The following is a 12,129-nucleotide window of genomic DNA, read 5'->3' on the forward strand; positions in this document are numbered from 1 at the left end:
CTGACCGGCTGGCGATGTCCCCGACCGCGACGCTTGCTGTCGGCGTCAGAGCCCCTACCGCCGACATCTATGCGTCGCAATGGCGAAACGTCATTTTCGTTGCGCCATTCTTGTTCTTCTTCACCACGCTGCTGCTCTTCCCGCTGCTCTGGGGGATGTGGCTGAGTTTCCACAAGGCCGACACGTTCTCGTCCGGAAATTTTGTCGGTCTCGGCAATTACGCCAGGCTGTATCACGACAAGGTCTTCCTGCAATCGATCTGGAACACCTTCTATTTCGTGCTTCTGACGGTGCCGACGCTGGCGCTGATCGGCCTTTTCCTGGCGCTTTGCCTCAACCGCCGCACGCGCACTGCCGCGGTTTTGCGGACGCTGTTCTTTTCCTCGTCGGTGCTGTCGGTCACCATCGTCACGCTGATCTGGCGCATCGTCTTCATTCCGAATGTCGGCCTGTTGTCGACGATCTACGGATGGTTCGGCGCAACGGCTCCGGCCTTCATTTCCGACCCCAGCCTTGCGATGATCGGCATCGCCATTGCCACCATCTGGTGGTGCATCGGCCTGCCGATGATGCTCTTTCTCTCGGCGCTCCAGCAGATTCCACAGGATATTTACGAGGCGGCAGCGCTGGACAATGCCAGTCGCTGGCAGACGCTACGCTCGATCACGCTGCCGTCGATCAAGCGGACCTTCATCCTGGTGATCATCATCCAGATCGTGCTGCAATTCCAGCTGTTCGGCCAGGCCTGGCTGATGACGCGCGGCGGTCCGAACAACCTGACCAAGCCGATCGTGCTCTACATCTACGATACCGCATTCCGTCGCTGGGATCTCGGCCTGGGCGCCGCGGCATCGGAAATCCTGTTCATCCTCATCCTGGTCGCGGCCATGGCCCAGTACCTGGTGACACGCAGCAGGGGAGACCAGGCATGAGCGCCACAGCAGCTTCCATCAAGGGCCGGGCATTTGGCGACCATTTGTTATTGGCCCTGGTCATCCTGCTTTCGATCGTCATGATCGCGCCGGTTCCGTGGGTCATCGGCCTGTCACTCAAGGACAATACGGAGCTGATGGCCGATCCGAATTCGGTGTTTCACGCGCCCTATACGCTGAAGAACTACATCAACACCGTCGGCACCTCGTCGGTGTTCATCTGGGTGCGCAACAGCATCATCGTCTCGGGCGGATTGACGCTCGGCACGTTGATCCTGTCATCGCTCGCCGGCTACGGCTTTGCACGGCTGAATTTCCCCGGCCGAGACGTGCTGTTCGTGATCGTGCTGTTCGGCCTGGCGGTCCCGGAACAGGCCGTGCTTGTCGCCCGTCACCAGATCTTCAGCATGCTGAAGTTCCACAACACCTATCAAGGGCTCATCCTGCCGGGCCTTTCAGCTCCGTTCGGCGTCTTCCTGATGACCCAGTATTTCAAGGCCATCCCGAAGGAGCTGGACGAAGCCGCCATGCTCGATAACGCCAGCCGGCTCAGGATTTTCTGGAAGGTGCTTCTGCCGCTCACGCTGCCTGCGCAGGCGACGCTCGGCATCTTCACCTTTCTCGGCGCGTGGAACGACTACTTCTGGCCGCTGATTTCGGCGACGAAGAAAGACATGTTCACGCTGACGGTCGGCATGGCCTCGACCCAGACCAACTTCGCCCAGTCCGAAGGCATCGGCTTCCTGATGGCGCAGGCGGTGTTCGCCGGTGCACCGATCCTGATCGTCTACCTGTTCTTCCAGAAATACATCGTCACGGCGGTCTCCGGCGCTGCGGTGAGATAACGAAGATTGCCTGACGGCCGGGGGAATGCGCAGCAATTGAAGCACGAAAGCCAATCCAGGGTGGAGCGGCGGAAACTCAGTAGGAGGAACTGATATGAAACTGAAGAAAATACTGTTTGCCGCAGTCTCTGCGGGCGCAATGATGCTCGCAAGTCCAAGCTTCGCGGCCACGGAGCTGAGCGTGCAGCGCTTTTTCGGCGCCTGCGATGCCGATTTCGGCACCAACACCGATGCCACCAAGGCCGTTGGCGAATGCGGCATCATCACCTCGCTAATCAACAAGTTCAACGCCGACAATCCCGATGTCCATGTCAACGTCACCACCGTGGAATGGCCCGGCTATGATCAGCTGACCGCGCAGTTCGCTTCAGGCGACGCTCCGGACATCGTCACGATCCATGAATCCGTACTGTCGGATTATCAGTCGAAGGGCCTGTTGATGCCGCTCGACGATCTCTTGAAGTCGGTCGGCGTGACACCCGACGCCTTCACCGACGCGGCACGCAATGGCGCCACCAAAGACGGCAAGGTCTATGGCCTGCCGATCGACAGCTGGACGATGCTCTATCACGTCAACATGGATCTTTTCAAACAAGCCGGCCTCGTCAATGCCGACGGCACGCCGATTTTTCCAAAGTCGCCCGAGGAACTGCTCGCCCAGGCCGAACAGTTCAAGCAGAAGACGGGCAAGCCTTATTTCGTTCAGAACCTGACCAATGAGACTGCACTCTACACACGCAACCTCTACACCTATCTTTTCCAGCAGGATTCCGATTTCTTTGCCGATCCGAAGCACGTGAAGTTGAATACGCCGGAAGCCAAGAAGGTCGTCGAGATGTACAAGGCGATCTTCGAGAAGGGCTACACCACCAAGGATCTCGATTATGGCGGCTCGATAAACGCCTTCCTTGCCGGCGAGGGTGGCGTCCACCTTAACGGCACCTGGGTGGTCGGCGATTACAACGCCCAGTCCGAGACCAAGGGTACGGCGCTCAACAAGGGCGGCTATGCGGTCTATCCGTATCCGCAGCTGTTTGGCGGCGCCCATGCGCAATATGCCGACGGCCACACTTGGGCCGTTTCGCAGAAAGACCGCACGCCTGAACAGATCGCGGCCATCGGTAAATTCCTGAAGTTCTTCGCCGACAACGACTTCGAATGGTCACGCACCGGTCACCTGCCGGCCTATAAGGCCGTCATCACCTCGGACGCCTTCAAGGCCCTGCCGCATCGCAACACGATCTCTGCGGTCGCCGATCTCGGCAGGCCGCTGCCGTCCGCCGTACAGCGTCAGTTTGCGATCCAGGACATTATCGGCGAAGAGATGAGTGCAGCAATCAGTGGCCAGAAGGACGTCGACACCGCCCTTGCCGACATGGAAAGCCGCGTCAACGAATTGCTCGCCAACATTTGATCACGGGTTTCGAAAGGCCCCTCCCAAGGCCCCCCGCGGCTGGAAACGGCCGCGGGTTTTTGGTGAGGCAGTGATTATTGTCCTCGAATTGCGCGACTTGCCGGTGGCGACCGGGTCAAACACGCCAACCACGGCGCCGCAACCTCGGCAGCAGCCGACGCAAGCCCTGGCCGGAGGATTCCGCTAAAGCATTTTGCAGCCAAGTGGAACCACTTGGCGTCGCACAAATGCGGCTAAAACAAACAGATAGAGCGGAATGCCCGATTCGATCCAAATGCATTCCGCTCTAGAACGCCGCGGCCATGGGCATTGCGATCTTGTTGGGGATCTGGATGTCGATCTCCAATCTCGACGTCGTTTCGCCGTGATCCATGCTCACCTGCAGGAAATCCTGGTCGACCTGAACATGCCGGGCGATCACCGCCATGATCTCCTCGCGCAACACCGAGACGAGATCGGGCTGGTTGCGGCTTCGACGCTCGTAAGCCAACAGCAGTTGCAAGCGTTCGCGCGCCACCGGCGCGCTGCCGCGGCGCTTGAAGATATCGAGCAGGTTCATGCTGCCCTCCTTCCCAACAGCCGGTCGAGGAGGCCCCTCCGCTCGAAAGGCAGAATGACCGGCAGGTCCTCGCCCTCGAGTCTTCTTGCCGCGTCGATATAGGCGCGTGCGGCGGGGTTGGTGTTTTCGCTGAGCGTAACCGGCGCGCCCACATTGGATGCGCGCAGTACGTCCTGGCTCTCGGGAATTATTCCCAGCAGAGGCGTGGACAGGATCTCGAGCACGTCATCGATGCTGAGCATCTCGCCGCGGGCAGCGCGGGCAGCGTCGTAGCGCGTGACGAGGACGTGTTTGGCAATCGATTCACCTTGCTCGGCTTTTATCGTTCTGGAGTCGAGCAGGCCAATGATGCGATCGGAATCGCGGACCGAGCTCACTTCCGGGTTGGTGACGATTACCGCCTCGTCGGCAAAGCGCATGGCAAGTTGCGCGCCCCGCTCTATGCCGGCCGGGCTGTCGCAGAAGACGTAGTCGAAAACGGAGCGCAGCTTGTCGATGACGTCGGCGACGCCTTCCTCGGTGAGAGCATCCTTGTCGCGCGTTTGTGAGGCCGGCAGCAGGAACAGCGTTTCGAGTCGCTTGTCACGGATCAGCGCCTGCGAAAGCTTGGCGGTTCCCTGAATGACGTTGACGATATCGAAAACAACGCGCCGCTCGGCACCCATGATCAGATCGAGGTTGCGCAGGCCGACGTCGAAATCGACGAGAGCCACCCGCTTGCCGGTTTTCGCGACCGCGGCGCCGAGAGCGGCCGTCGAGGTCGTCTTGCCGACACCCCCTTTGCCGGATGTGACAACCACTACCTTGCCCATATTTGTGCCTCCAATGTTGTTAGTTGAGCGGTGCGACGCAAAGTGCGCCGTCCTCGAGAAAGGCCTGTACCGGCCTTCCTCGCGAGGAGGCGTCCATCTCCTCGGCAGTGCGGTACCAGCCGTCCACCGCCAGAAGTTCGGCTTCGTTTTTCCGGCAAAAGATGCGAGCCGCGGAATTTCCCGTGGCGCCGGCGAACGCACGTCCACGCAGCGTGCCGTAGACGTGGATCGATCCTCCGGCGACGATCTCGGATCCGGAACTGACGGAGCCGACAATGACCACATCGCCATCGGGATGAAAGATCGACTGGCCGGAGCGGATCGGTGCCTTGATCATCAATGAGTTCGGCGCCTGCGGCTCTTCCGTCTTGGCCTCAGCTGCGGCCTTCGGGTCCGGCTGCACGTAAAGCGCGTCGGCGGTGGCCTCCTTGGCGCCAACGAGGAGCGGCGGCAGATCGGCATCGAGCGCTACATTGCCATCGGCCTCGATCGCGTAGATGCGAATCCCGCGCTCCGCGAGCTGTAAGACCAGATCCCGCATCTCGCCCACCTCGGGCTTGAGTATATTCAGATCGAGCACGACCGGGCGGCCGGCAAAGAAGCCGGGGGAGTTTTCGGTCCAGTGATCGAGGCTTTGCAGCCATTCCCCTAGCGGGGCCTCAGGGGTGAGGGTGAAGGCTACAAACGAGCGCGCTCGAAAGCGTATGGACTTGTTTTGGATGGGAGCGACGCAGGTCACAGAGGCGAGTCCTTACTGATTGGTTAAGGCTAGCCCGGCATGGTTAACGAAAAGTTAATGGCGGCTTCCCGAGGCGTTGGCGGAGGCATTCTTTTTGTCCCGTCGCCCCGGCGGCGCCCTGCTTCCGGTGCACGACGAGGTCCTCCTCGCGGCTGCCTGGAGGCGCCTCCAGTTCACGAGGTCGGCCGACCGGTATATTGTTGTCGGAACGCCGGGCCTATTAAGGAGTTATCGATTTGACAAGTGTTGCCAAGGGGCCTGTCGCGGATCGCGGTCGCGCTACCTATGACCTTGGCGCGACCGCCATCTTTGCTTCCAAATCAGACGCGCGCTTTCACTATTGCCTGTATGTGCCTCCCGCGGTTGGGGAAGGGGCCAAAGTCGATCTGATGGTCGCTGTCCATGGCACCGGCCGCACCTCTTTTCTTGGATTCCGCGACGCGTTTTCCGAGTTCGGACGCTGGAACGGCTGCGCCGTTTTGTGTCCGCTGTTTCCAATCGGCGTTCTCGGGGATGATGCCCGCAGCGGGTACAAATATTTGCTCGAGGGCAACATACGCTACGATCAGGCGCTGCTCGCCATGGTTGAGGAGGTCAGCGCCAAATACAGTCAGGATTGGAGCCGCTTTGCCATGTTCGGATTTTCCGGCGGCGGGCATTTCACGCATCGTTTTGCTATCCTGCATCCCGACAGGCTCTGGGCGGCCTCAATCGGCGCGCCAGGCTCGGTGACCTTGCTCGATCCGACGCATGACTGGTGGGTGGGCATTCGCGATCTGCCGGAGAGGTTCGGCATCACCTTCGATGCCGCAGCGCTGGCAAAGGTGCCTTTCCAGATGATCGTCGGCGGCGCTGACCTGGAGACTTGGGAAATCACTCATGTCCAAGGCAGCACCCATTGGATGCCAGGCGCCAACGATGCCGGGCGAACACGGCCGGAACGCCTCATGGCATTGTGTCGATCGTTCGAGGAGGCGGGTGGGCGCGTGCGCTTCGATTTGCTGCCAGGCATTTCTCATGAACGGGACGCGGTTCTCGATTCGGTCAAGGATTTCCTCGCCCAACAACTCAAGGAACGAGGGAACGCCTCACGATGAATTCGTTGCGCCCAAGCCCGTGAAGAGATTATCGCAATCAAAGCCCGACCACGCCGACCGCATCCAACGCCGATCTGCTGCCAGTGCGTAACGACTAGAGCAACGCTTCGTATTGATTGCCAATCTTGTCGACTGTGAAATCCACCGCCCTGTTTTTCAGCACGGCAGCAGGGGTGGGGTGGTCCAGCGTCTCGGCCATCGCCTTCGCCAGGGCCGCGGCGTCACCGACCGGCACCAAGGTGCCGAAGCGGCCGTCACCGAGTATTTCGCGCGGGCCGTGCGGAGCATCGGTGGAGATTACGGGGACACCGGCGGCCATGGCCTCGACCAAGACGTTGCCAAAGCCTTCGCTCGTGGATGTAAGGACGAACAGATCGGCTGCGGCGTAACAGGCTGCGGGATCGTTGACGTAGCCGGCAAAGAGTACGTCCTGGCCAATGCCGATCTGCTCGGCACAGGCGTGCAATTCGGCAGCCAGCGGACCTTCGCCGAAGATGACAAGCCGGGCAGGGCGGCCGGCGCGCAGGGCAGCGAAGGCCCGCAGCAAAGTCCGGTGGTCCTTGACCGGCACCAGGCGTCCCGCGGTGGCGATGACCGGGCCATCGCCCATCGCCGCCAACGCTGCCTGCCAGGCATAGGAATTCCTCTGCGGTGCTTCAGCCGGCGGCAGCGGGTTGTTGATGACGACAACCTTCGATTCGGGGAAGCCTCGGGCGATGATGTCACGGCCGACACCCACCGAAACGGCGATGGCTTTGGTTGCGCGCGCTGCAACCAGCGCGGAAAGCCAGATCGCCAGCCTCGCGCCGAGGCCGCTGGCAGGCAGCGAGGCGGCGGCATGGAAGCTTGGAAAGAATTTTGCCCGGCTTCTGGCCAACATGAGTGACAGCGCCATCACCAGATTGGCGAATTCCGGGGCGCTATAAACCGCATCAGGATCAAGGCGGCGGAACAAATTTGCGCTTCGCACGATGCCTTTCAGCGTCGCCGACTTGGCGTAACCCTCGCCGCGCAAGAGAAGGCCGAAGTCGACCAGATGCACGGCAGCGGAACGCAGCGCGGCGTTGGGGCCTTCCGCGTTCCAGGTAAAAAGCGTGACCTCGTGGCCACGCGATGCCAGTTCATTTGCCATCAGGACGAAAACACGTTCGGCGCCGCCGCCCCTCAGGCTGGCGATGTGGAAAACGATGCGCTTCACCATGCCTTGCTTCAGGCTTGGCTGGCGGCAACGCCCGATCGGTTCGGCGGCCGGCGCATGTCGCGGATGATGCCCATGCCGATGGCCAGCAGCATCCCCAGGGCAAAGCCTGCGAACGCTCCGGCGCCTGCCACCAGGGCAGTGCGCGGGGGCCATGAGCGCGCGGGCGGGGGCACCGCGGTCGAAATCACCTGTACGTTTGTGGTGTCGATCTGCTCGCGCTCGCTGATTTGGCGCGCACGTGACAGGAAGCTCTCATAGACCGCTCTCTTGGACGCGGCATCGCGTTCAAGTTCACGCAGGGCGACTTCGGATTCGCTGTCGGTGAATACATTGCCCTTCAGATCGTTCATCCTGGCGTTGAGAGAAGCCAACGAGGCCCGGGCCTTGTCCAGGCTGGCCTTTGCCGTGCCGACGGTGCGGGAGAACTCGGCCCGGAGTTGCGAGTTGACGGTCTCGAGTTCCGTCCTGAGCCTGACAATCGTCGGGTGGCGCGGACCGAAGGTCATCGACTGTGAGTCGATCTGCTGCCGCAGGCTGTTTGACCTGTCGCGCAGCGCAGCGAGCGCTTCCGAAACCGTGGGGTCGGGATTGGCCCCGTTGATACCGGAGGCAACCAGGGCGTCGTAGCTTGCCTGCGCGGCGATGACACGCGATTGCGCATCGACGATTTCGCCATTGAGCTGCGTCAGCGTCTGCGAACTGACGAGCTGGCCATTGCTGGACGACAGGTTGTGGCTGCGCCTGTAGCTCTCGACCTTCTCTTCGGCTGCCTGCACGTCGCTCTTGAGTTGGCCAAGCCGGCTGTCAAGGGCAGCCGCGGCACGGCTGGCGCCGGCAGCTTCGGCCTTAGCCAGTTCTTCCTGGAAGTTTTTGACTATGGCCTGCGAGATCAGGATCGCCTTGGCGGTGGTTTCCGCAGATACCGAGAGGGTTGTGACAAACGAGGTCGGATCCGCGATGGCGTCTACCCGGTCCGCCAGGTTCTTCAAGGCGATGAGCCTCGGGTCGGGCTTCGCCACAGCGCCGGACGAGGATGTGCTCCGGTCCGGATCGAAAAACTCCGGATCGTGAGTCAGATTCAGTTCGTCCACCACACGGGAAAGCACGTTGCCCGAGGTCAGGATGCGCTGCTTGCTGCGCGTGCTGAGCAACTGGCTATCGACCTGGCCCGGTTGCGAGTAGAGGTCGTTTTCCACAACCTGCAAATTGGATGGGTTGATGAGGACCTCGGTCGTGACGGTGTAACGCTGCTTGCTCAGCAATGCATAGGCGCCGCCGACAATGCCGCCGACTACCGCCAGCATGAAGGCCAGGGCGAGGCCGGCCCGCAGCCAGACGAACAGACGCCGAAAATCGAGCTCAAGGAAATCGCCGATCTTGTCCAGGGTCACCGTTGCGACAGGCTCTGGAGGTTGCGGCGTCACCGGCGCGGAGCTTAGCCCCGCGACTGGGCCATGCTGTTGCAGCAATGCCCTGCGCCGTGCATTGGCGATACGCTCGAATGCACTGTTATTGGAAGCCGTCGCGGAGATAGGGGGTGTGCCGGAACCGGCAGACATGGTGACAACCCTTGTTAAATCATTACGCTTGGCCTGCTCTACAGAAACATCGTTAACATCTTATTTTCCAAGTTGGCCCATTTTACCGCTCTCGCTGTCCGTCCGGCGGACGTTGAAGGGGTCTCGTTGCCCGGAATGCTGTTTGAATACCTTCACCTGGATGGGCCATGAGCTATCCCGCTGCCGCATCGGAACGATTGTTGCCCAGTCGAGCGCGCCGTGAGAACGCGCTGTCGCTGCTGTTTTTCCTATGCGCCGCCTTCGCGCTCCTGCTTCGCTTTACGGTGTCGCCGCAGGTGATGAACATGGTCGTCGACTATACGGCCCAGGGGGGCTCGTTCTACGAGAAGCTGCATTTCGGCACCTATGCGATCTTCCTGGTCCTTGCCGTCGTTCTTTTCAGCCGACCGTTTCTGCTGCAGGGCGACGAAATTGGGATATTCAAAGCGTTGATTCGCTTTTCGGTGCTGATGTTCGCGCTGGTGCCCTATCTGTTCGTCACCGGCCGTGCGGGCTCCTCCGGGTTCATCATCGATTCTTATCTGGTGGCCGGCGCCGCAGGCCTGTTGATGCTGGCCTTGAACGCGGAAGTGCGGCGGGCGTTGGGCGACGTCGTGCTTGGAATGGTGATCCTCAGCGCTGTGCTCGGCACGATCGAAGCGGTGACTCAACATCGATTTATGCCTTACGGTCTCAACGAACTGCAGTTCAGGCCAATTGGCCTATCGGCGCACCCGCTGGCGCTAGGCGCGCTCTGCGCCACAGCCATCGGATTCGTGCCGCTGACGCGCTGGCGCATATGGGTGCGGGTGGCATCGATTCTCGTGTTGCTCGTCGGTTGTGCTGCGTCAGGCGCCCGCGCCGCCCTGATGCTCGCTGCGGGAGAAACCCTCATTCTGCTGCTGTTCGTGCCTTGGCCGCGCCTGACTCTCAAGCACCAGCGGCAGGCCAAGTCCGTCGTGCTGCTGTTCGCCCTGGTGAGCGGCGCAGTGCTGGTGGCCATACTATTTTCGGGCGGGCTGCTGAATCGATTCGGCAACACGATCTTTGACGAGAATTTCATGGCGCGGGTGACGATCTACCAGATATTCGGACTTGTTAGCTGGAAAGACATCCTGTTTGGCATGAACGTCGACGACCTCCTGGCGATCGTCAAAGAGAAGCTGCATCTGCCCTATATCGAGAGCGCTCCGGTGGTCATCACCATGCTCTTCGGCTTGCCGATAGCTGTGCTCTTCATAGTGCTGGTATTCTGGTTCATTTTTCGGCTGCTGCGCGCGGCGCCGCTGCCGGCATGGATCGGCACCATGACCTTCCTGCTTGCTGCGCTGTCGAACAACGCGCTCTCGTCAAAAGCGCCGGATATTACGACTATCGTGGTGTTGCTGCTTGCCTATAGAAACGTGCCGTATAGAAACCAGCCGAAGAGCACGTCTTCGACCGCTGTCGCATCCGAGCCGAAACTGGATCGGCTTGGATAAGCGCAGGCTCCAGACGCATCAGCCGGCGCTATCCACAACCTCGACATTGCCTGCGCGATTGAGCGTGTGGATGCCCGCCCGCGCCCATGCCGGTCCTGGGCCGATCGGGTGGGGCGGTGCAAACAGGACATCGAAGTCGTCAAGGCGATCCAACCGCATCAATCCCAGGCCGCCGCCATAGGCTCTAGACCCGTTTTGCACGGGCAGTAGCAAAGCGTCGCCCTGGCGGATGAAACCGCCGCCCGGCCGAGTGGCCGAGTGATCGACGGCGACGGGATTGAGCGCGTGCGCAGCCCACGGCCCACGCAGCGCCGGGGCGGAATAGACGGCCATCGTGTCGGACGCGCTGCCGTAACCGAACCGCCCCGTCCCCAACAGCCAGAAACGGCCGTCGGATTCGAGCAGCGTGGCGTCGTTGAAATCCCTGTCCGTCATCAGCACCGTATCGCGTACCCAGCGATCCGGAAACTGCACGGCACGGTAGAGCACCAGTTCTCGCGCCGTAGCGCTTTCAGGGATCATGAAAATCTCGCCGGAGTGAGCGAACACCTGCGGATATGACAGGTGATGCGCTTCGTCCAGCACCACTTTCGGCACGCCGAAAGTGCCGTCGGTGCCAAGTTCAGCGACAGAAATCACCCCGCGGCCGGTGGAGTAGGGAAACTCCTCGACAAACAGAAAATGACGGCCGTCGCGCTCGAGAACGAACGGATCGGCGTAGAAGCGCTGCCCGTCATCGGCAAGCACGGTGAAGGGCTTACCATCCAGCAGTCCGGTTTCGGCGACGCCTGGACCGTCGATCAGCCGATAAGCAACCTGCCAATAGAAGGGACGCCGACCACGTCGCAGTTTTTGCACGGCGCGGTCGACTAACCCCCTGCCGAAAAAGGGCAGATAGTGCCCGATAAATCCGCCTTTCTGCAGGGGCGGCGCCGGGCTCTCGGCAATCGGCGCAAGTTTGCCCGCGGAAAAGCGGGCGACACATTGGGCAATCAGGGAGATGGCGCCGGCGAGCAGGTCGTTGCTGGTTCGGGACAGCCACAACCGGTCGCTGATCATCGGCCGCGCCCTGGCGACGGCAACGCCGTCGAGGCGCGCGGTGAGTTCGGGCAGCCGCCCGCTCGCCAGCATCTCGGTCATGCCTGCGGCAAAGCTGCTTTGGCCGCAAAATTCGAGCGTCAGGACAGGCGTGCCGCGTCGTGCGGCGGTAGCCGTGAGATCGACTATAAGATCGACTGGGCCGGTGTCGCCGGACGGCAACGGCCGGGAACGGCTTGCCAGTGAGGGGCCGAAGCGCCGGCCCTCGAGCGCCAGCACATTATCCATCGTGCGCGCATTGGGTTCAGGCGTCGGCGCGCGGCAACTCGAAACCGCATGTCCAGCCGCACTCAACCGCGCCAGAAGCTCATTTTCCCAGCGCCGGGATGTGTCGGCGTGGCCGATGATTAAAATATTAGTCAATCCAATATATTCTTTTTCAAGACTACTGC

At 61.1% G+C, this 12,129-nt stretch carries 11 protein-coding genes; 5 read left to right on the top strand and 6 right to left on the bottom strand.

The window, feature by feature from the left end; all coding sequences use genetic code 11:
• Window positions 1-14 precede the first annotated feature (14 nt).
• From NKH49_RS06845 to NKH49_RS06855, 3 genes are all read left to right on the top strand, one after another.
• On the top strand, window positions 15-932 hold the full coding sequence (locus NKH49_RS06845; RefSeq protein ID WP_352925868.1) for a carbohydrate ABC transporter permease: 918 nt from the start codon (window positions 15-17) through the stop codon (window positions 930-932).
• Window positions 929-1,777, top strand: a complete 849-nt coding sequence (locus tag NKH49_RS06850) for a carbohydrate ABC transporter permease (RefSeq protein WP_352925656.1) — start codon at window positions 929-931, stop codon at window positions 1,775-1,777. The genes NKH49_RS06845 and NKH49_RS06850 overlap by 4 nt, the downstream gene beginning before the upstream one ends.
• A 94-nt stretch (window positions 1,778-1,871) precedes the next feature.
• Window positions 1,872-3,191: an ABC transporter substrate-binding protein gene (locus tag NKH49_RS06855; protein ID WP_352472497.1), complete on the top strand. Its 1,320-nt coding sequence runs from the start codon at window positions 1,872-1,874 to the stop codon at window positions 3,189-3,191.
• Window positions 3,192-3,477: 286 nt separating this feature from the next.
• Here the strand turns inward: NKH49_RS06855 and minE are convergent, their stop codons facing one another.
• The 3 genes from minE to minC are packed head-to-tail and all read right to left on the bottom strand — an operon-like array spanning window position 3,478 to window position 5,301.
• Window positions 3,478-3,750: a cell division topological specificity factor MinE gene (gene minE / locus NKH49_RS06860; RefSeq protein WP_023720709.1), complete on the bottom strand. Its 273-nt coding sequence runs from the start codon at window positions 3,748-3,750 to the stop codon at window positions 3,478-3,480.
• The gene (minD, locus tag NKH49_RS06865) at window positions 3,747-4,562 is read right to left on the bottom strand and encodes a septum site-determining protein MinD (protein WP_352925658.1); all 816 of its coding nucleotides are present in this window, start codon (window positions 4,560-4,562) and stop codon (window positions 3,747-3,749) included. Before minD ends, minE begins: the two co-directional genes overlap by 4 nt.
• A 19-nt stretch (window positions 4,563-4,581) precedes the next feature.
• Window positions 4,582-5,301 (bottom strand): septum site-determining protein MinC, encoded by a 720-nt coding sequence (gene minC, locus NKH49_RS06870; protein WP_352472500.1) that lies wholly within the window; start codon window positions 5,299-5,301, stop codon window positions 4,582-4,584.
• A 236-nt stretch (window positions 5,302-5,537) separates the two neighbouring features.
• On the opposite strand from minC, the gene NKH49_RS06875 reads away from it, so the two are divergent.
• Window positions 5,538-6,398: an alpha/beta hydrolase gene (locus NKH49_RS06875; RefSeq protein WP_352925660.1), complete on the top strand. Its 861-nt coding sequence runs from the start codon at window positions 5,538-5,540 to the stop codon at window positions 6,396-6,398.
• A gap of 94 nt (window positions 6,399-6,492) precedes the next feature.
• Here NKH49_RS06875 and NKH49_RS06880 read toward each other — a convergent pair whose 3' ends face one another.
• Window positions 6,493-7,599 (bottom strand): glycosyltransferase, encoded by a 1,107-nt coding sequence (locus NKH49_RS06880; protein ID WP_352925662.1) that lies wholly within the window; start codon window positions 7,597-7,599, stop codon window positions 6,493-6,495.
• An 8-nt stretch (window positions 7,600-7,607) separates the two neighbouring features.
• Window positions 7,608-9,158: a GumC family protein gene (locus NKH49_RS06885; protein WP_352925664.1), complete on the bottom strand. Its 1,551-nt coding sequence runs from the start codon at window positions 9,156-9,158 to the stop codon at window positions 7,608-7,610.
• Between the two features lie 167 nt (window positions 9,159-9,325).
• Here NKH49_RS06885 and NKH49_RS06890 point away from each other — a divergent pair, with 167 nt between their 5' ends.
• Complete coding sequence (locus NKH49_RS06890) at window positions 9,326-10,639, top strand: VpsF family polysaccharide biosynthesis protein (protein WP_352472504.1); 1,314 nt, start codon at window positions 9,326-9,328, stop codon at window positions 10,637-10,639.
• An 18-nt stretch (window positions 10,640-10,657) separates the two neighbouring features.
• Here NKH49_RS06890 and NKH49_RS06895 read toward each other — a convergent pair whose 3' ends face one another.
• Window positions 10,658-12,100 carry a glucosamine inositolphosphorylceramide transferase family protein gene (locus NKH49_RS06895; protein WP_352925666.1) on the bottom strand — a complete coding sequence of 481 codons (1,443 nt, stop codon included), beginning with the start codon at window positions 12,098-12,100 and terminating at the stop codon, window positions 10,658-10,660.
• Window positions 12,101-12,129 lie beyond the last annotated feature (29 nt).

The sequence above is a fragment of the Mesorhizobium sp. M1088 genome (assembly GCF_040318575.1).
In the GTDB taxonomy this organism is placed as follows: domain Bacteria; phylum Pseudomonadota; class Alphaproteobacteria; order Rhizobiales; family Rhizobiaceae; genus Mesorhizobium.